Source organism: Pseudohalocynthiibacter sp. F2068 (assembly GCF_023015645.1).
Taxonomy (GTDB): Bacteria; Pseudomonadota; Alphaproteobacteria; order Rhodobacterales; family Rhodobacteraceae; genus Pseudohalocynthiibacter; species Pseudohalocynthiibacter aestuariivivens.
Map to the genome: position 1 here is coordinate 18,421 of NZ_JALKAK010000002.1, position 19,724 is coordinate 38,144.

Genomic DNA, 19,724 nt, shown 5'->3' on the forward strand with positions numbered 1-19,724 from the left:
TTGCCGTATGGCAGATCTGTTTGACTCATTTCAAAGCTCAGCCCCGGCAGATGCACCGCGTCCGCTGGCAGACAGGTTGCGACCAAAAAAGCTATCTGAAGTCATTGGACAAGATCATATTTTGGGTCCTCAAGGCCCGCTTGGAACTATGCTGGCCTCTGGTAGCTTGTCTTCGCTCATTTTCTGGGGCCCTCCGGGAGTTGGCAAAACAACGATCGCCCGTTTGCTGGCCAATGAAACGGAAATGGCTTTTGTCCAGATCAGTGCAATTTTCACCGGTGTTCCCGACCTGAAGAAAGTTTTCGAGTCTGCGCGGATGCGCCGAACGAACGGGCAGGGCACTTTGCTGTTTGTTGACGAAATACACCGTTTCAACAAAGCGCAGCAGGATGGGTTTCTTCCTTATATGGAAGATGGGACGATCCTTTTAGTAGGCGCAACTACCGAAAATCCTTCCTTTGAGCTGAACGCAGCGCTGTTGTCGCGTGCGCAGGTCATGGTGTTGGAACGTCTATCGTTAGGTGATCTCGAAAGATTAGCGCAACGAGCAGAGAAAGAATTGGCCAATGGTTTGCCGCTTGATGGTCCCGCGCGCGAAGCCTTGCTGGAAATGGCAGATGGCGATGGGCGAGCATTGCTCAATTTGATTGAACAAGTCACCGCTTGGAAAACCGAAAGTAAGATCAACAAGGAAACGCTGGCCAAACGGTTGATGCGGCGTGCAACGAAGTACGACAAAAGCGGTGATGAACATTTTAATCTTATCTCCGCACTCCATAAATCTGTGCGCGGATCGGATCCTGATGCGGCACTTTACTGGTTTGCCCGGATGCTGACGGGGGGAGAAGACCCACGCTATCTCGCGCGTCGCGTGACACGCATGGCGGTGGAAGACATTGGCCTTGCTGATCCGCAGGCGCAGACGATTTGCCTTCATGCCTGGGAAACCTACGAAAGGCTTGGAAGCCCTGAAGGTGAACTGGCGCTCGCGCAAGCAGTGGTTTACTTGGCATTGGCCCCAAAATCGAACGCGGCCTATGTCGGGTACAAATCAGCAATGCGCGCAGCGAAGGAAACTGGATCAGAGCCACCACCGAAGCATATCCTGAACGCGCCCACAAAATTAATGAAGGATCAGAAGTATGGTGATGGGTACTCCTATGATCACGACGCCGAAGCAGGGTTTTCAGGGCAGAACTATTTTCCCGAGGAAATGAAGCGTGGCATTTACTACCAACCTGTTGAACGTGGTTTTGAGAGAGAATTGAAACGCAGGCTCGATTACTTTGCAAAACTACGTTCAAAGCGACAGGGCGGTTGACTCTGCCTCTGTGACGCGAAATGAGAAGCGCCATGATCTGGACCGTTTTACAAGTTGCTCTGGGTGGCGCGATCGGCGCTTCTGGCAGATACCTAACTGGTGTGGCAGCGCTGCGTTTATTTGGCCATGGCTTTCCCTGGGGAACGCTGGTTGTGAACGTCGTTGGCTCGTTCCTTATGGGAGTGCTGATTGTTATGCTCGCAACGAAAGGCGACAACCGATTAGCGCCGTTTTTGATGACGGGTGTTTTAGGGGGTTACACAACCTTCTCGGCATTTTCTCTCGACGCGCTTACGTTGTTTGAAAGGGGACAGGTGGGGACCGCTGCACTTTATGTTGCAGGAACGCTTGTACTGACGCTATCGGGTATTGCGCTTGGTGTCATGGTTGCACGGGGGATTTTGGCATGAGCCGCGTTCAAATACTTGAGATTGGAGCAGATGATGCCGACCAACGGCTGGATCGTTGGTTTCGCCGGACGTTCCCGCATATTGCACAGGGTCGGATCGAAAAGATGTGCCGGAAAGGTGACATCAGGGTTGATGGTGGCCGGGTTAAACCTGCGACGCGTCTCGCGCAGGGCCAAAGCGTTCGTATCCCGCCGTTGCCGGATGCGAACGAGATCAGCTCTCAGGCGAAGCCACCCCGTTCGACGGTTTCAGATGAAGATGCCAAGCTTATACAGTCTTGTGTGATATATCGCGACGATCATGTCATCGCGCTGAACAAACCGCCCGGGCTTGCCACACAGGGCGGAAGCAAACAAACCCGCCACGTCGACGGTTTGGCCGAGGCGCTGCGCTTTGGATACGAGGAAAAGCCACGGCTTGTGCACCGGCTTGATAAAGATACCTCCGGTGTATTGCTTTTGGCGCGCACCCGAGCTGTCGCTTCGGCACTGACAAGCGCATTTCGATCACGTGAAACACGTAAGATTTACTGGGCTGCAGTCGCTGGGGCACCGATGCCACGGCAGGGATCGATCCGCTATGGTCTTGTGAAGGCGTCAGGGCACGGTGGGCATGGTGAAGCAGAAAAGATGATGTGTGTGCACCCAAGCGAAGTTGAGCGCGTGGAGGGGGCGAAACGCGCCACGACAGACTATGCTATTCTTTCAAATCTCGGAGGACGCGTGTGCTGGGTCGCCTTGGTGCCGATAACGGGGCGCACCCACCAACTTAGGGCGCATATGGCTGAGATCGGGCATCCGATCATTGGTGACGGAAAATATGGTGGCTCAGGGCAGGAAAACCTTGGTGATGGTTGGGGAGCACAGCTGGGCGGCGAGATAAGCCGCAAGTTGCATTTGCACGCCAGGTCGTTGCGCATTCAACATCCCGTCAGCGGTGCGGCACTGAACATTACCGCACCTTTGCCCGAGCATATGGAGCGTACATGGGAGACACTTGGATGGTCACCTGCCGACGTTCCCGAAGACCCTTTTGAGGACGAGTTTTGACGGACGATCCGCTGCGTTTGGTCGTATTTGATGTCGACGGAACACTTGTCGACAGCCAACAGCAAATACTTGCTGCGATGTGTGCTGCGTTTCAGGCGTTAGACTATCCCATGCCCTCTCGGTCCGAAGTATTGAGCATTGTTGGTTTGTCTTTACCGGTCGCGATGGCAACGCTTGCTCCAGACCTAAGTGACGCGGCGCAGGCTGAGTTGGTCAATGGATACAAGCATTCTTTCATGACCACGCGACAGAATGGTGGGGCCCAGGCACATGCGCCGCTTTACCCATATGTCCGCGAGATGATTGCAAGGCTAAGCTCTGCCCCCGGTATATTGATGGGCATTGCGACCGGAAAGTCGCGGCGTGGTCTGGACCACCTTTTGGAAAGCCACGCATTGCAGGACGTTTTTGTGACCCAACAGGTTGCCGATCATCACCCGTCAAAACCGCATCCGTCGATGTTGCATACTTGTTTGTCCGATACAGGCGTACAGGCCGAGCATTCAGTTATGATCGGGGACACAGAGTTTGATATTGAAATGGGCCGCGCGGCTGGGTTTCATACCATAGGGGTCAGTTGGGGTTACCACGACCGGGCGCGTTTGTGTGCTGGCGGTGCAGATCAGATTATCGATGATTTCAGAGTACTGCCCGAGGTGCTCTTTTCGCTGTGGGGAACGCATCTATGAGCGAATGGAAGAAGAAGCGATTCTGGAAAACAGTTTCCGTTGCTGAAACGCCAGACGGTTTTGAAATTCGTTTGGATAACCGCTCTGTAAAAACACCATCCAAGGTCACCCTTTGTATGCCAACACGTATGTTGGCGGAAGCCGTTGCCGAAGAATGGGAGGCTCAGGTCGAAAGCATTCAACCTGAAACAATGCCGCTGACCAGAGCGGCAAATTCTGCGATCGACAAAATTATGCCGCAGCATGCCGAGGTCGCTGCTTTGATCGCTGATTATGGGGGGACGGATCTTTTGTGTTACCGGGCGGCTGCGCCGGTAGAGCTTGTCGCGCGTCAGGCAGAGGCATGGGACCCGGTTCTAAAGTGGTCTGAGGAGGAGCTTGGGGTTGCGCTGAAAACAACAACCGGGGTCGTCTACGTGCCACAGCCGGAGAAGAGTATTCACACACTCAATGGTCTGGTTCACGCGATGACGCCGTTTCAACTTGCGGGTTTTCACGACCTCGTCTCAATCACTGGCTCTCTGATTGTCGGACTTGCCGTATCAAAGAAATTTCTTTCCGTTGACGAGCTTTGGTTCAGGGCACGAATCGACGAATCGTGGCAGGAAGAGCAATGGGGCAAAGATGACGAAGCGAGCGAAACAGCAGAACTTAAACGCCTCTCCTTCCATAATGCCGCAAAATTCCATTTTTTGTCCTCTGACCGAAACTATCTATGATTTCGCTTGTCAAACAGGGTTATTGTCGGCGTGAAACGTAGTTCACGTAACGTTAATATACGTACAACCCCTTGACCTTGGCTCCCATATTTGGCCTAACTTTATGCACTTAGGGGGGATTAACCCCTATGTATCGCCTCCGGCTTTTGACGAAGCTGGAATAACCGCTCTGAAATGAGCGGACTATCAGGAAGAGGTAAACATGAAAAAATCCGTATTTCTTGGCGCCCTGACCGTCGCCGGTATTGCTGCCGGCGGTGTCTTCGCCGGTACGCTCGACGACGTTAAAGCACGTGGCAAGCTAAACTGTGGTGTTACCACTGGGGTGGCGGGCTTCGCTGTGCCAGATGCAAACGGTGAATGGGACGGCTTTGACGTAGGCGTTTGCCGCGCCGTCGCAGCCGCGGTCTTTGGTGATCCAACTGCTGTAGAGTTTGTGCCAACCACTGGTAAAACTCGCTTCACCGCGCTCGCCTCCGGCGAAATCGATATGCTCGCCCGCAACACGACCTGGACTTTCAGCCGTGACGTTGACCTGAAGTTCGACTTCGTTGGTGTCAACTACTATGACGGCCAAGGCTTCATGGTTCCGACTGCGCTGGGTGTGACTTCGGCTAAAGAACTGGACGGTGCCACGGTTTGTATCCAAACCGGCACCACAACCGAGTTGAACCTAGCGGATTTCTTCCGCGCTAATGGTATCAGCTACGAGCCAGTTCCGATCGAAACCAATGCAGAAGGCCAGCAACAATATCTGGCTGGCGCTTGTGACACTTACACCACAGACGCATCTGGCCTTGCTGCAACACGTGCAACTTTTGAAAGTCCGGACGACCACGTTTTGCTGCCCGAGATTATTTCGAAAGAGCCACTCGGACCACTCGTTCGCCACGGCGACAACGAATGGGGCGATATCGTGCGTTGGTCTTTGAATGCGCTGATTTCAGCTGAAGAGCTGGGTGTAACATCCGCAAACATCGGTGAGATGTCCGCAGGAACCAACAATCCAGAGATTAATCGTCTTCTGGGCACCGAAGGTAACTTGGGTGAAATGCTGGGTCTGTCTGCTGATTGGGCAAAAAATGCCATCGCAGCTGGTGGTAACTACGCCGAATTGTTCGAACGGAACATCGGCGAAAATACCCCGATTGGTCTGTCACGCGGACTGAACGCACAATGGACTGATGGCGGTTTGCTTTACTCGCCTCCATTCCGCTAAGAGAAAATTGAAAGGCGCGGCCTCGGCCGCGCCTTTTGCGCTCTATAAGTAAAATAAAACAATAACGCCTTGGGCTTAACGAGCGCAGCAAATGCGCCAAAAAAAACAACCAAGGCTTACGGGGATGTCTTCTATGACAACACTGACCGACCCTCCTAAGGAGTCGTTTCGGCTATCTATGCTGATTTACGACACCCGCTATCGGTCCATGACGATACAAGTCGTGGCACTGATAGGCTTCCTTATCGCGATTGGCTGGCTTATCAGCAATACCGCAAACAACCTGGCCGAACTCGGGAAAGAACCAAGTTTTGGGTTTTTGTGGGAACCAGCTGGCTATGACATCAACCAGAGATTGTTGGATTACAATTCTCAGAGTCCTCATATCCGCGCAGCCGTAATCGGCTTAATGAACACGCTTGTCGTGGCGGTGCTTGGATGTATCACGGCCACAGTACTGGGCGTGACAATCGGTGTACTGCGGCTTTCCAAAAACTGGATCATCGCACGTTTGATGACGATTTACGTCGAAAGTTTTCGTAATGTCCCTGTTCTGTTGTGGATCGTGTTCGCAATGGCGATCATTACCGAAACATTGCCGCAACCCAAAGACTTCAGAGGCGAAGACGCGATTGCAACGATGAAACTTGGTGACAGTGTTGCTATCACAAACCGCGGTGTCTACATTCCCGAACCTCTGTTTTCGAGCGGAATTGGAGATGTGTCGGTTTTCAACGACGCATTTGAAGTCAGCCTTGATCTAATGGCCATTCTTGCACTTTTGGGTGCTTCATTGGTGATTTCTGGCTTGATCAAAAAGCGCGCCGATCAGATACAAGCCGCAACGGGCGTCAGACCGACGACCTGGTATGCCAGGCTTGGCGTTATCGTTATACCGATGGCGATCCTTTTATATGTGCTCGGTTTCCACCTTGGATATCCTGAGCTCAAAGGATTTAACTTTACCGGTGGTACGCATCTGCGAAACTCTCTCATCGCACTTTGGCTTGCGTTGTCGCTTTATACAGCGGCCTTTATTGCCGAGATCGTACGGGCTGGTATCCTTGCAATTAGTAAAGGGCAAACAGAGGCTGCATCAGCGTTAGGGTTGCGTCCCAGCCGCACGATGAACCTTGTGATCCTGCCGCAAGCGCTGCGTGTGATCATTCCGCCGCTCATTTCTAATTATCTGAACCTGACCAAAAACTCCTCGCTCGCTATTGCGGTGGGCTACATGGATCTCACCGGCACTTTGATGGGCATAACGCTCAACCAAACAGGCCGCGAACTTGAGACGGTTCTGTTGGGAATGCTTGTTTACCTGACCATTTCATTGAGCATCTCGATGGTAATGAACTGGTATAACAATTCTGTTAAGCTGAGGGAGCGATAAGATGTCTGAAGTTTCATTTGTACGCACCGAAATGCTTCCGGAGCAGGCACCGCCAGCAACGACGGTGGGCTTTGTCGGCTGGATACGACACAACCTGTTCACAGGTTGGTTCAACTCGATAGCTACGGTGTTATCGATGCTGGTGATTTACTTTGTATTGTCCAAGATTTTACCCTGGATGTTCATGTCTTCCTGGTCGGCTGGTTCGCTGCACGAGTGCCGCGAGGCGATTGCTGCCGCTTACGGAGAGCATCACGAAGGCGCGTGTTGGGCGGTGATTAGGGAACGCTGGATTCAGTTGTTCTTTGGGTTTTATCCTTCAGAACTTTATTGGCGCCCGATACTGGCATTCTTTTCATTGTTTGTTGCGCTCGGACCAGTATTGTTTGCCGAGTATGTGCCAAAGAAACTGATCTGGTTCACAGCCATCTTCCCATTCTTTGGGGCATGGTTGCTATGGGGCGGATCGATCTGGGTTCCGATTTCGGCAATACTGGGGTTTGTATTGGGCTACGTTGCCTATCGGGTGATCACACCTATTTTGGGTAGCCTAGCCGGCGTTATCGCTGCAGCAGCAGTTCCGGTTCTCTGGTGGATCGCACTTGCGAGTCTTTTTGCGAGTTCTTTGGAGAGCATCATACCACTTGGTATCGAAGCAGTAGAAAGCCGCAAATTCGGTGGCTTCATGTTGTCGATTACCATTGGGGTCGTTGCAATCTTTGGTTCACTGCCTTTGGGGATCGTCCTGGCGCTAGGTCGGCAGTCTGATCTGTTGATTGTTAAGGCGCTATGTGTCGGCTTTATCGAGTTCATTCGTGGCGTGCCGCTGATTACTTTGTTGTTTGTGGCTTCAACATTGCTGAATATCTTTTTGCCACCGGGTACCAACTTTGACATCATCCTTCGGGTGCTGATCATGGTTACGCTGTTCGCAGCAGCCTATATGGCAGAGGTTGTTCGGGGCGGGCTTGCAGCCCTTCCAACCGGGCAATACGAGGCCGCAGATGCCTTGGGACTTGATTATTGGAAAGCGCAGAGGCTGATCATTATGCCGCAAGCGCTGAAAATTTCGATTCCCGGGATCGTGAGTACCTTTATCGGTGTTTTCAAGGATACAACTTTGGTTTCGATCATCGCCTTGCTTGACCCACTAGGTTTGCTCGCAGGTATTCGGGCAGATTCGAATTGGAATGGTATCGTTTGGGAGCTTTATGGTTTCCTGGCGCTTATATTCTTTATCTTCTGCTTCTCAATGTCTCGTTATTCCATGTACCTGGAGCGCAAGCTTCAAACTGGCCATCAGTAAGGGAGTTCACAAATGTCTGAACTTGCACAAAAACGCGAAGCCGATCGCAGCAAAATGTCAGTTTCTGACCACATCGCTGTTCAAATCACCAATATGAACAAGTGGTACGGGGCGTTCCACGTGTTGCGGGACATTAACCTGACCGTAAATGAAGGCGAGCGGATCGTTATTGCGGGGCCTTCGGGTTCTGGAAAATCAACGCTGATCCGCTGTATCAACAGGCTGGAAGAACACCAGCAGGGCGATATCATCGTTGATGGGACTGAGCTGACATCGGATCTTAAAAACATTGATAAGATCAGATCTGAAGTTGGTATGTGTTTTCAACACTTCAATCTCTTCCCGCATCTGAGCATTCTTGAAAATTGTACGCTGGCACCGATCTGGGTTCGTAAAACGCCCAAAAAAGAAGCCGAAGAAATCGCGATGCACTTTCTTGAAAAGGTGAAAATCCCAGAGCAGGCCGACAAGTTCCCCGGTCAGCTTTCAGGTGGTCAGCAACAGCGCGTTGCGATTGCACGCAGTCTCTGCATGAAGCCGCGGATCATGCTGTTTGATGAACCGACCTCTGCGCTTGACCCTGAGATGATCAAAGAGGTGCTCGACACCATGATCGAGCTTGCAGAAGAAGGTATGACCATGTTGTGTGTTACGCACGAAATGGGCTTTGCCCGACAGGTGGCTAACCGGGTTATCTTTATGGACCAAGGCCAGATTGTTGAACAGAATGAACCAGAAGAGTTCTTCAACAACCCGAAATCAGACCGTACAAAACTCTTCCTGAGCCAGATTCTCGGGCACTAGAGTTTAAATCTGACATCACGAAAAACCCTGGTCACTTGACCGGGGTTTTTTATTTAGAGGTGCATCTATTTCTAAACGAGGTCGCGAGGCACGACAAAATCAACAAGTTCTCCGCTTCCGGGGATAACGGCGTTCCAACTCGAGACATTGAAATCGATTATTGAAGTTGCTGCAGTTGGGTACTTGTCAAATTGCGCATGTGCCGGGCGTCTGGAGACCAACCCGGCAGCTAGAGAACCAGTTCCAGGATTGTGACCAAGCATCAAAACGGTCGTCTCACGTCGTTTTGAAAGCAAATTTAGCATTTGATGTGCGGAGGCAAGATAAAGCGCAGAGCTGATTTCAATGATTGCGTCGTCTTCCAGATGAGAAGAAAGAATTTTCCAGGTCTCAACGGTGCGTCTTGCGGTAGAACAAAGCATGGCATCTGGCAAATAGTGCTTGTCTGAAAGCCATTTCCCGATTGCATCGGCAGATATTCTGCCTCTTTCGTCCAGAGTGCGGTCGTGGTCATCCAGCAGTGGGTCATCCCAACTGGATTTTGCATGTCGGATCAGGATTAGGCGTAGTGTCATTGTGGGTGAAAGGCGTCCATGTGAAAGGCAGATTGTTCCGCTAACCTGCCATAAGTTGTGCTGATTGGACAAGCGCGCCGGACGGCGCATCCATAAAATCGACAGTCTTTTCCCTCTGCAGTATCGAGAAATGTCTTGCAGGCCGGAACGTCGTACTGGTCTTCTGTGATCGCGGAGACGGGGCAGGCGGTAACGCAGGGCTTCGTATCACAGGTCTCGCAGGGGTTTACCGAACTCTGGTCTGGTAAGGCGATACGCTGCGGCAGAGCGATTGCTGCACGGTAAGAAACGAACAACCCGGCACGATCATGAACCAACATTGCTACTGGTGATGACCATGCGCGCTTGGAACGAAGTGCCCAGCGAATAAACGGCGGATAGGGTGGCCCATCTGATGGGTAAACTGGCGTAGCGCCAAGTGCTCTGGCCCAGTCGTCAACTATACGCTTTGACCAAAGGTCCAACGGGTCTGGCAAACCGTCAGAAAATTCTGACTGGGTTGACACATGAGGCCAGAAACCCGGTTCGTGCGGTCCCAACAGTAAAAGTGTTTTTGTGCCGCTTGGTGTGAGGTCTTCATCTTCCGGGTGGAATGCCCCAAAAATGTCGAGATGGCGCGTCTGTGCTGCCTTCAGGAGCGTCTCATACGTCATTTGCGCAGGAAGGGAAGCTTAAGGCTCCACCCCAATTGTGCAGGGCGATCATCTTGCCATTCAAGCCCTATGGTCATTTTGGTATGCCCTGCCTTAGGCTGTGCGATATAGGTCCCAAACAACTGATCCCAGATCGAAAGAGCAAAACCATAGTTACTGTCGTGTTCCGCACGGTGAACTGAATGGTGAATACGATGCATATCAGGTGTCACAAGAATGCGACGCAACACCCGATCAACCGGCAACGGAAGCGAAAGATTTGCGTGGTTAAACATCGCGGTGCCGTTTAGCAGGATTTCGAACAACACAATTGCAAGCGCAGAAGGCCCTAGCAAATAAACCAGTCCAATCTTTAACAACATGGAAAAGGCGATCTCCACAGGGTGAAAGCGGACAGCTGTTGTTACGTCGATATCGCGGTCAGAATGATGCACCCGGTGGAACCGCCAAAGCAGCGGAATTTTATGGGTGATTAGATGTTGCGCCCAAATTGCAAAATCAAAGAACAATATGGCAAGAACGGTTTCCAGCCAAATTGGCCAGCCAAGTTGGTTTAACAAACCCCACCCCTGCGCATTTGCATCAATCGCGGCGCCAACCGCAAGCAGGGGCATAGCAAGCGCAAGAATTCGCAAGGTGACTGCGTCAAGGAAGGTGATTGCCCAGTTGGTCAGCCAGCGTTTTTGACGAGTCACGCTTCGCTCACGGCGTGGCCAAAGCGCTTCCAGTGTCGCGAAAACTGCAAACAGTCCGATAAAGATCGAAAGGCGTATTACGGCTTCGTTTTCCATGCGGTGAACTAAGCGGCTTATTCTTCGGAAGGCAACTGAAATTCAGGTTACCGGATTACCCGTACCTCGGATGATAGACCCTGCGCCATGTTCAGTAAAAAGCTCCAGCAAACAAGCATTGGGTGCGCGACCATCGAGTATAACAACAGCCCGCACGCCGCCTTCAATTGCAACCAGCGCAGTTTCGGTCTTCGGTATCATACCGCCCGCAATTATTCCTTCCGCTGTCATTTGGCGTATCTGATCAGGTGTGATCTCTGTCATGACATCACCTTCGGCATTTTTAACGCCGGCGACATCTGTAAGAAGCAAAAGTCGATCCGCCTTGAGCGACGCAGCAATTGCACCGGCTGCGGTATCGCCATTCACATTGTAGGTCTCACCGTTACGACCAGCCCCCAGCGGCGCGATGACCGGGATAGTATCGGCACCAAATAACGTGTGCAAAACGTTTGGATTCATTTCAGCAGGTGTTCCGACAAAACCGAGATCAGGGTTCGTCTGGTCACAGATCATCAGATTGGCATCCTTACCGGATAGGCCAACAGCTTTGCCGCCCTGCCGGTTTATCGCCTGTACGATCCGCTTGTTAACCCGGCCCGACAGAACCATTTCAACGACTTCAACCGTCGCGGCATCTGTAACGCGTTTACCATTTACGAATTCTGACTGAATGCCGAGTTTTTCCAGCATTTCATTAATCATCGGGCCGCCGCCATGCACGATGACAGGGTTCACGCCGACCTGCTGCATGAGCACGATATCCCGCGCGAAGCCGTCCATTTCATCATCGTCACCCATGGCATTGCCGCCAAATTTGATCACAACAATTGCGTCGTCATAACGTTGCAGATACGGTAACGCCTCAGAAAGGGTGCGGGCTGTAGCGATCCAATCTCGGTTCATGGCAGTTTGCTTCTTCATGTCTTTGTCCCTTTTCAGGCCTTCTTGATGCAAGGTCTGTACCTGGGGCAAGAATTTTTGAAAATTCTTGCAAAAAATCTTCAAAGATTTTTGGTTCTGCTATTCAAGCGTCGCGATTATGGCACGTAGCATGGGTATTCCTTCGCCTTTTTCGGAAGAGGTCAGGACCAGTTCGGGATAAGCCGCCGGATGTTTGCTCAGTGCCTGACGTACTTGCGCCAATACTTTTGTGCGATCAGCACCTTTAACCTTGTCCGTTTTGGTCAGAACAACCTGAAACGTCACAGCGGCGCGGTCAAGCAGAGACAAAATCTCTTCGTCGACTTTTTTTACGCCATGTCGCGCATCGATCAGAACGAATGCCCGCCTTAAGGTCTGGCGCCCAGCTAAGTAGGACTTGAGCAGCCTTTGCCATTTTTCCACAACTGGCAGTGGTGCGTTGGCGTACCCATAGCCCGGCAGATCGACAAGGTAGAGTTCGTCGCCAGCAGTGAAATAGTTGATTTCCTGGGTGCGCCCCGGAGTGTTTGAGGCGCGTGCAAGCCCCTTTCGTCCGGTCAATGCGTTGATCAGGCTGGATTTTCCAACATTCGAACGACCCGCAAAACACACCTCTAACCTGTCGGCCGGGGGCAGGCCGTCCATCGCGACAACGCCTTTGATGAATTCGGTCTCTCCAGCAAACAGGAGGCGCCCGGCTTCAACATCCTGGTGTTCGGGTTCTTTCGCAATGGGGAATCCAAGCTCCATCAAATCAGCTCCGCATTGTCACCAAGCGCAATTCGGCCCGGCGTGACAACTTCTGCATAGACACCGAAATCCTGATGACCCCAGCCTGCATTCAACGCGCCAAGCGTATCTGCATCACGTTCCCCGGTTTCCGGGTTCGCGGTGGTCGCCAGGCATCGTTTAATACGTTCTCTAATTTCGAATTCTGCAGTTCCAACCCGAAACCGTTGACCCAGCCATTCAAACTCTTCCCAGGGTTTGAGCCCCTCAAGCCAGATGTTTGCACGCCAGCGAAGTGGCGAAATCTCTTGGTCCAATTGCTTTGCGACCTGCGAGTGAGACGCGAGATTGGCGATTGAGATCGAGGGAAAGTCGGTATCAGTCATACCCCGGCCCGGAACACGTACCACGCGTGCCGATTGGGCGCGGTTTGGTGGGACAAGCGGCTTTACCCAATCAAGAAACGCCTCGCTGTCCGTGTCGGGGTTGAATGTGAACGGCGGAAGGCCTGGGTGGTTCAGTGTAACGAGGCCAGTTTCTTCATTCGCCCGTGCCTTGATAGCCATCAGTTTTGGCGCCTTGGAACCTATCGTAAAATTCACGCAGGGCGCCCATTCGGCATCGTCAGCTTTAGATGCGTCATGCGCGATGGCCCAGCGTCGGTCCCAGGGCATCGTGCGGCCAGCATCCAGCTCAACACTATCAAGCGTTTCGGTCCCATGTGATTTGATGGGATGGCGCCAGATGTGGGCGACCTTGGTCATACCTAAGCCTCGGGCTTATTGCGTTTAAAGGTGCCTTTGATGTTACCAAACACATCGGGTTTATATCCCTGGCTACGCATGATCAAATACTGTTGGGTGAAGGTAATCGTGTTGTTCGCAATCCAGTAGATCACAAGGCCAGAGGCGAAGCTGCCGAGCATGAACATGAACACCCAAGGCATCCAGGCAAAAATGGCTGCCTGCGTCGCATCTGTTGGGGCCGGGTTCAGTTTTTGCTGCAACCACATCGAAATACCAAGCAAAATTGGCAATACGCCAAGTGAAACGATTGCAAAGATTGATCCGGGTTCCGGCGTTGCATAGGGTAGTAACCCAAAAAGGTTCAGGATCGACGACGGATCAGGTGCCGAAAGGTCCTTGATCCAGCCAATCCATTCAGCATGACGCAGCTCAATCGTGACAAAAATCACTTTGTAGAGTGAAAAGAAGATCGGAATTTGCATGAGAATTGGCAAACACCCTGCGGCTGGGTTCACCTTCTTCTCTTTGTAAAGCTTCATCATCTCCTGCTGAAGCTTTTGTTTGTCGTCACCGGCTCGTTCTTTCAGGGCCGCCATTTCAGGCTGCAACTCTTTCATCCGTGCCATAGAGACATAGGATTTATAGGCCAGTGGAAACAGGATTGCTTTGATGATAAGCGTCAGACCGATGATCGACCAACCCATGTTACCAATGAAACTGTTTAACCAGTGCAGAACAAAGAAAATCGGTTTGGTCAGGAAAAAGAACCATCCCCAGTCAATGGAATCGAGGAAGCCAGTTATGCCGCCATTATCTTGGTAGTTGCGAATTGTTTCCCATTCTTTTGCACCCGCAAAGAGCTTGGTTTCAACAGACTGGATTGCACCGGGTTCCACCGTTAACGAGGCGTGACGCACTTCTGACAGGTAGATGTCCGCAGTTCCGATGTGTTTCTCGACGGCTGTAAAGGGTTGTCCGGCATTCGGGATCAGGGTTGTCATCCAATAGTGATCGGTGAATCCGACCCAGCCGTTTTCCGCAACTTCTGTTATTTGGGCAGCAGCGGCTTCACGCGGGTCAACATCTAAATCAACAATGTCGTCATAGTCTGTTTCAGCGAGCTTGCCGTCTGCCATCCGAATGGCACCTTCGTGGATAATGAAAAATCCCTTGAGGTTGTCTGGTTCGGTATGACGTACAAGTTGCCCATATGGACGAATGCGAACAGCTTCACCTGAAGTGTTTTCGACTGATTGCGTAACTGAAAACATAAAGTTCTCGTCAACCGAAATACTGCGGCGAAAAACTAGGCCACTACCGTTGTTCCAGATGAGCGTGACCGGAGTTTCAGGTGTTAACGTTGCGCCGGACTCTACGTTCCAGATTGTCAGGTGGTTTGGCAGTTCGGTGCTGCTCGCGCCAGCGGGTGTCCAGCCGAACAATGCATAGTAAGCGTTTTCTTCGGTTGTCGGCTTAAGCAGGGTCACGCCTTCGGAATCGGAATCGAGCGTTTCTCGATAGTCTGAAAGCGCTAGGTCATCGATTCTGCCACCCAGCAAGGAGATTGATCCGCTCAGGCGGGGGGTGTCGATGGTAACACGCGGGGCTTCAGGGGCTGTCGCATCGGGCGAAGGTGCAGCCAACGCAACGTTGTCGGAAGCGGCAGGAGGTGCGACGCCGGGGGTGGCCGTGTCAGAGGTGCCTTCCGTTGTCGCTGTAGTGGCAGGTTCAGCGTTTGGATCGGTTACAGGTGGTTCTGGCGCAAAGAAAGTGAGCCAGACCAGCATAACTAGTCCGCTCAGCGCGATTGCAAGAATAAGATTTCTGTTCTGTTCGTCCATGTGGGACCGCCCGCCTGTCCTGAATTTAGGTCACGGAGGTTGAACAGACTGAGGGGGAAAAGGTCAAGCGGTTTTCAGTAAAAACAACCCTTTTCGAACGATCTTTCAGCCGATGTAACGGCCAAACCGTGGTGGCGCGGATAGTTTTGCCAATTGTCTTTCTATCCAGGGTAGCGAGTCTTCAAATGACATGGGTCGCGCAACAGCAAACCCCTGAACGTGGCTGCAGCCAAGTTGCGATAGCATTGCATGTTCGCCGATCGTCTCGACACCTTCGGCCAAAGTCTCCAGTTCCAGCCGTTCAGCTAAGGACAGGATGGCCGAAACCATTCTTTGCTGACTTTGATCTTTATCAACATGGGTGATGAAGGATCTGTCGATCTTAATGCGCCCGACAGCGAAACGACGAATGTTCAAAATCGAAGCGTGACCCGTCCCAAAATCATCAAGGTCGATCCCGCATCCGAGATTTGCCAGAGTTGTCAGATTGCGCGAGACCGTATCGTCGCCCGGGCCAGCGACGACAGTTTCCAGAATCTCGACCGAGAGGCGTTCTGGCGCCAGATCAAATCGATCGAGTTCCCACTTAATTTTATCAACGAATTTGGGGTTGCGAAGTTCCTGGCTGGAAAAATTAACCGCAACAGACGGGATATTTAATTCTGCCTCATCCCATGATTTCAAAGCCGTCAGGGCATGGAAAAGCATTACCTCGTTCAGGCGTTCAGAAAGACCTGAGTTTTCGATTGCAGGTAAGAAGTCCGTAGGGGAAATTACACCACGTTCCGGATGGCACCACCGTGCCAGTGCCTCAAAACCAGTGATCCGTCCTGTATCGGTCGAGAGTTGTGGTTGGAACCAAGCTTGAATTTGACCGTTTTCAAGCGCGCATTCAACATTGTCACTCATGACATTGGGAAAACGCGCTTTGTTCCGCATTTCATGCGAATAGGCCCGGATCGCACCGTTTGCATTTAGCCGCGCTTCAGCGAGCGCATCATCCGCAGCTTCAAGCAGTGATTCACTGGTTTTTTCGGGTGCGTCGCCCGCGATACAAAACCCAATGCTCGCAGACAGGTAAATGGTCGCGGCGTCTATGAGTAATGGCTCGGCAATCGCAGACTGGATGCGCCCAGAAATTTGAAGGAGCGCTTCCAAATCCGCGCGCTGAACAGGTGCCAGAGCAATGACGAAGCGAGCTTTCTCCACCTGGGCAACGATATCCCTGTCACGAAGGACAGTGCGGACTCTGTTGTTTGACTGACAGAGGATATCTTCCGAGGCTCTGAGGCCAAATCGTTTTCTTAAAACGTCAAAATCATCGAGTTGGACTATGAGGCAGGCAGGTGTTCGACCGGTCCTTGGCGCTGCTGAGAAAGCCGTTTCAAGCGCCTGACACACATCTTCGTGCGATGCAGGCCTGCTAAAATCGTCTTGTCGAGTTTGCTTTTCATTTGGTCGTTCGGAAAAGCCTGACGCTGCTGCGAAAAAAACTGGAAGCAGGAGAGAAACGCCTACAAGCGCAGCTTCGCCTCCTAACCAAAAGCTTCCCAAAGTTAAGGCCGGGACAAACACATAAGTGTGTGAACCAGTGAACAGGTCAGAAAAAGCTTGTCTAGCTGGGCCGAATGAAATCCGCATAGTCTCGTATCCTGTTTTCACCGTCGAAATCTGCGGCGTTCAGGATCGAATCTTACGTTGCGTTCCTCATCTGTCGGTTAACGCAGGCGAGGAGGCTGCAAAGCATTTTCTTCAAATTCTGCCTTGTTGCGTTGAAGCCCTTCGAAGTCGAAAAGTTTTGGATCAAGCAGATGCGACGGGCGCGCGTTCATCAGCGCACGGAACATGACTTGACGGCGTCCGGGGCTGCTGGCTTCCCAGGTATCGAGTATTTGTTTGACCTGCTGACGTTGCAGACCGTCCTGACTGCCACAAAGATCGCAGGGGATGATGGGATAATTCATCGCATTCGAGAATTTTGCGCAATCCGCCTCGGCCACATGTGCAAGTGGTCGATAAACAAAAAGATCGCCTTCTTCGTTCAACAGTTTTGGCGGCATTGTTGCCAGCCGACCGCCGTGAAACAGATTCATGAAAAACGTTTCAAGTATGTCATCGCGATGATGGCCCAGCACAACAGCGGAACACCCTTCTTCGCGGGCGATCCGGTAAAGGTTGCCACGACGCAGGCGCGAGCAGAGTGCACAAAAGGTGCGGCCTTCAGGAATTTTGTCCATAACAACGGAATAGGTGTCTTGGTATTCAATCCGGTGTGGGACCTGCATTTCCTCAAGGAAGTCCGGCAAAACAGTTGCCGGGAATCCGGGCTGTCCCTGATCAAGGTTGCAGGCAAGCAATTCCACCGGAAGCACACCGCGCCATTGAAGTTCGTGTAGGATGGCCAGCAATGTATAGCTGTCCTTGCCCCCAGACAGGCACACCAGCCAACGGGCATCACGTTCGATCATGCCGTATTGCTCTATCGCTTCGCGGGTATTGCGCACGATACGCTTGCGCAGCTTCTTGAACTCGGTCGTAGAAGGCGCGCCGTGAAACAGCGGGTGAATATCGTCGAGGTCGTCAAGCATTCGGGACACCGGATTTGGATAACTTGGATGGTGTTAAATGGCGCGGGCGACGCCCGCAAGGTTTTCAGTGGTAAAACCCCCTTGATCCCCCTGAAGGGGGAGACGCAATTTGCAGGCCTATTATCTACTTCTCTGGGTTTTCGGGGTCCGGCACCGGGTCGTACCCTTCTTTGCCAAGAGGATGGCAACGCCCAATACGGCGGGCAGTAAGTATTGCGCCTTTAATGGCACCATGTTTTTCCAGCGCTTCTAAAGCATAGGCCGAGCAGGTTGGCTGATACCGACAGTTGTGGCCGACCCAGGGTGAAAAGATCAAACGGTAGGCACGCACCGGTAGGGCGAAGATATGTGCGAGCAACGTCATTTTTGTTTTTGGTGAATGATGGCGAGTGCTGTTTTGAGATCAGTCAAAAGGTCCGCAAATGGCTGATTGGCCGTCGCCATCGGGCGCCCGACCAATACGTAATCCCATCCGGGGTGTCCTGATACGGTAAGGCAAACGCGAGCGATTTCGCGCAAGCGTCGTTTGGCCCGGTTCCGGGCAACGGCATTTCCGACCTTCCTGGAACAGGTATAACCAACGCGAATGACGTGATCCGGGGCTTCGTCCGGTACCCGTTTGCGCGCCTGAAGAAGAAAGCCTGGCATCGGTTTGCGCAATCCGCGCGCTGCGCGAAGAAAGTCCGCACGATTGCGCAATACCTTCAGACAAACGGAAACCGCCGGGGACCCTGCCGCAGCGATTGGCGATTGGCCTGCTGCGCGTGTCTCCGGCGGTGTCATATCCGTTAGCCTTTTGGCTGCGCTTATGCGCTAAGCACCTTCCGGCCCTTGGCGCGGCGTGCGTTCAAAATTTTACGGCCAGCTTTGGTCGCCATGCGCGAACGAAAGCCGTGGCGCCGTTTGCGAACCAGATTGGATGGCTGGAAAGTGCGTTTCATCGTCCGTCTCCGTCAAAGTAGGTCTGCAATCCCGGATGGATTCGAAGACCAAATGTATTCGAAGCCCGGTCTTTAGGGGGTCGCATGGCATAAGTCAATTCTCTGGTGAAAGGTTTTATGCAACAATTTCGCCCAAGAACCACAATATATGTTTCAGTGATGGTGTAAAACCTTTGCTCGACTGAAACATTGCTTCACCACTGATCAAGGACGCGTGATCACACTACCGTCTGATGGTTTCGCAGCGCATGTTGTGCTCAATGAAACCCCTGACGGGACTACAAAAAGATGACCGATATGAGCGAAACCCCGATGCCGCCTTCAAATCTCAAGCGGCGCTTGCCGTTAATTGCCATCGCTTGCGTGGCGGTCATCGGGGCGTTTACGCTGCGAGACTATCTGAGCTTTGAAACTTTGGGTGAGAACCGCGAAATGCTTTTGACATTTCGTGACGCAAATTACCTTCTTACAGCACTGGCGTTCATTGGGGCTTACATCATTATTGTCGGGTTCTCGTTGCCCGGTGCGACGATCGCAACCTTAACAGGTGGCTTTCTGTTTGGGGTGTTTCCGGGAGCCTTGTTCAATGTAACTGCCGCAACCGTGGGGTCTATCGCCATTTTTCTGGCGGCTCGTTGGGGTTTGGGTGAGCGACTGGCTGCAAAAATGGAAAGCTCAGAAGGCGCTGTTAAGAAGATCAAGGACGGAATTGATGAAAACCAGTGGTCGGTGCTATTTCTGATCCGTCTGGTTCCAGCGGTTCCTTTCTTTGTAGCTAATCTGGTGCCTGCGCTTGTTGGTGTTCCGCTTCATCGTTTCGCGATCTCAACCTTCCTCGGAATTATCCCGGGCGGTATCGTCTATACTTCAGTTGGTGCCGGGTTAGGAGAGGTGTTCGAGCAGGGTGAGACGCCTGATCTTGGCATTATCTTTGAGCCTAAAGTTCTGTTGCCGATCCTGGGACTTTGTGTGCTGGCCGCGTTGCCGATCATGATCAAAGCGTTATCCAAAAAACAAGGACATTGA

Annotated in this window: 22 protein-coding genes; 10 read left to right on the forward strand and 12 right to left on the reverse strand. The window is 52.1% G+C overall.

What is annotated here, in order from left to right:
- Positions 1–7: 7 nt before the first annotated feature.
- From MWU63_RS02425 to MWU63_RS02465, 9 genes are all read left to right on the forward strand, one after another.
- Complete coding sequence (locus tag MWU63_RS02425; RefSeq protein ID WP_213887234.1) at positions 8–1,321, forward strand: replication-associated recombination protein A; 1,314 nt, start codon at positions 8–10, stop codon at positions 1,319–1,321.
- Between the two features lie 32 nt (positions 1,322–1,353).
- Complete coding sequence (crcB, locus tag MWU63_RS02430; protein WP_213887235.1) at positions 1,354–1,731, forward strand: fluoride efflux transporter CrcB; 378 nt, start codon at positions 1,354–1,356, stop codon at positions 1,729–1,731.
- Positions 1,728–2,780, forward strand: coding sequence for an RluA family pseudouridine synthase (locus MWU63_RS02435; protein WP_247076864.1), 1,053 nt, complete (start codon positions 1,728–1,730; stop codon positions 2,778–2,780). Before crcB ends, MWU63_RS02435 begins: the two co-directional genes overlap by 4 nt.
- Positions 2,777–3,469 (forward strand): HAD-IA family hydrolase, encoded by a 693-nt coding sequence (locus MWU63_RS02440; protein ID WP_213887237.1) that lies wholly within the window; start codon positions 2,777–2,779, stop codon positions 3,467–3,469. Before MWU63_RS02435 ends, MWU63_RS02440 begins: the two co-directional genes overlap by 4 nt.
- Positions 3,466–4,188 (forward strand): ATP12 family protein, encoded by a 723-nt coding sequence (locus MWU63_RS02445; protein WP_213887238.1) that lies wholly within the window; start codon positions 3,466–3,468, stop codon positions 4,186–4,188. Before MWU63_RS02440 ends, MWU63_RS02445 begins: the two co-directional genes overlap by 4 nt.
- 202 nt (positions 4,189–4,390) lie before the next feature.
- A complete protein-coding gene (locus tag MWU63_RS02450; protein WP_213887239.1) occupies positions 4,391–5,407 on the forward strand; it encodes an amino acid ABC transporter substrate-binding protein in 1,017 nt (338 codons plus the stop codon).
- Between the two features lie 133 nt (positions 5,408–5,540).
- Complete coding sequence (locus MWU63_RS02455; RefSeq protein ID WP_213887240.1) at positions 5,541–6,800, forward strand: ABC transporter permease subunit; 1,260 nt, start codon at positions 5,541–5,543, stop codon at positions 6,798–6,800.
- Between the two features lies 1 nt (position 6,801).
- The gene (locus MWU63_RS02460) at positions 6,802–8,106 is read left to right on the forward strand and encodes an amino acid ABC transporter permease (RefSeq protein WP_213887241.1); all 1,305 of its coding nucleotides are present in this window, start codon (positions 6,802–6,804) and stop codon (positions 8,104–8,106) included.
- Between the two features lie 12 nt (positions 8,107–8,118).
- Positions 8,119–8,910 carry an amino acid ABC transporter ATP-binding protein gene (locus MWU63_RS02465; protein WP_281414271.1) on the forward strand — a complete coding sequence of 264 codons (792 nt, stop codon included), beginning with the start codon at positions 8,119–8,121 and terminating at the stop codon, positions 8,908–8,910.
- A 71-nt stretch (positions 8,911–8,981) separates the two neighbouring features.
- On the opposite strand, the gene MWU63_RS02470 is transcribed toward MWU63_RS02465, so the two are convergent.
- From MWU63_RS02470 to rpmH, 12 genes are all read right to left on the reverse strand, one after another.
- Complete coding sequence (locus tag MWU63_RS02470; RefSeq protein WP_213887242.1) at positions 8,982–9,485, reverse strand: histidine phosphatase family protein; 504 nt, start codon at positions 9,483–9,485, stop codon at positions 8,982–8,984.
- Positions 9,482–10,138, reverse strand: coding sequence for a ferredoxin (locus MWU63_RS02475; protein ID WP_213887243.1), 657 nt, complete (start codon positions 10,136–10,138; stop codon positions 9,482–9,484). The genes MWU63_RS02470 and MWU63_RS02475 overlap by 4 nt, the downstream gene beginning before the upstream one ends.
- The gene (locus MWU63_RS02480; RefSeq protein ID WP_213887244.1) at positions 10,135–10,929 is read right to left on the reverse strand and encodes a sterol desaturase family protein; all 795 of its coding nucleotides are present in this window, start codon (positions 10,927–10,929) and stop codon (positions 10,135–10,137) included. Before MWU63_RS02480 ends, MWU63_RS02475 begins: the two co-directional genes overlap by 4 nt.
- Positions 10,930–10,971: 42 nt before the next feature.
- The gene (gene argB, locus MWU63_RS02485; protein ID WP_246531555.1) at positions 10,972–11,853 is read right to left on the reverse strand and encodes an acetylglutamate kinase; all 882 of its coding nucleotides are present in this window, start codon (positions 11,851–11,853) and stop codon (positions 10,972–10,974) included.
- 99 nt (positions 11,854–11,952) lie between these two features.
- On the reverse strand, positions 11,953–12,603 hold the full coding sequence (gene yihA, locus MWU63_RS02490) for a ribosome biogenesis GTP-binding protein YihA/YsxC (RefSeq protein WP_213887245.1): 651 nt from the start codon (positions 12,601–12,603) through the stop codon (positions 11,953–11,955).
- Positions 12,603–13,346 (reverse strand): MOSC N-terminal beta barrel domain-containing protein, encoded by a 744-nt coding sequence (locus MWU63_RS02495; protein ID WP_213887246.1) that lies wholly within the window; start codon positions 13,344–13,346, stop codon positions 12,603–12,605. Before MWU63_RS02495 ends, yihA begins: the two co-directional genes overlap by 1 nt.
- A gap of 2 nt (positions 13,347–13,348) precedes the next feature.
- Complete coding sequence (gene yidC / locus MWU63_RS02500) at positions 13,349–15,169, reverse strand: membrane protein insertase YidC (protein WP_213887247.1); 1,821 nt, start codon at positions 15,167–15,169, stop codon at positions 13,349–13,351.
- 105 nt (positions 15,170–15,274) lie between these two features.
- Complete coding sequence (locus MWU63_RS02505) at positions 15,275–16,810, reverse strand: GGDEF domain-containing phosphodiesterase (protein ID WP_247076866.1); 1,536 nt, start codon at positions 16,808–16,810, stop codon at positions 15,275–15,277.
- Positions 16,811–16,887: 77 nt separating this feature from the next.
- Entirely contained in the window at positions 16,888–17,757 is an 870-nt protein-coding gene (gene ttcA / locus MWU63_RS02510; protein WP_213887249.1) for a tRNA 2-thiocytidine(32) synthetase TtcA, read from the reverse strand.
- A 124-nt stretch (positions 17,758–17,881) separates the two neighbouring features.
- A complete protein-coding gene (gene yidD, locus MWU63_RS02515) occupies positions 17,882–18,121 on the reverse strand; it encodes a membrane protein insertion efficiency factor YidD (RefSeq protein ID WP_213887250.1) in 240 nt (79 codons plus the stop codon).
- Positions 18,118–18,540 carry a ribonuclease P protein component gene (gene rnpA / locus MWU63_RS02520; protein ID WP_247076868.1) on the reverse strand — a complete coding sequence of 141 codons (423 nt, stop codon included), beginning with the start codon at positions 18,538–18,540 and terminating at the stop codon, positions 18,118–18,120. Before rnpA ends, yidD begins: the two co-directional genes overlap by 4 nt.
- Positions 18,541–18,563: 23 nt before the next feature.
- Positions 18,564–18,698: a 50S ribosomal protein L34 gene (rpmH, locus tag MWU63_RS02525; RefSeq protein WP_213887252.1), complete on the reverse strand. Its 135-nt coding sequence runs from the start codon at positions 18,696–18,698 to the stop codon at positions 18,564–18,566.
- A gap of 288 nt (positions 18,699–18,986) precedes the next feature.
- Here rpmH and MWU63_RS02530 point away from each other — a divergent pair, with 288 nt between their 5' ends.
- Positions 18,987–19,724 (forward strand): TVP38/TMEM64 family protein, encoded by a 738-nt coding sequence (locus tag MWU63_RS02530; protein ID WP_246531556.1) that lies wholly within the window; start codon positions 18,987–18,989, stop codon positions 19,722–19,724.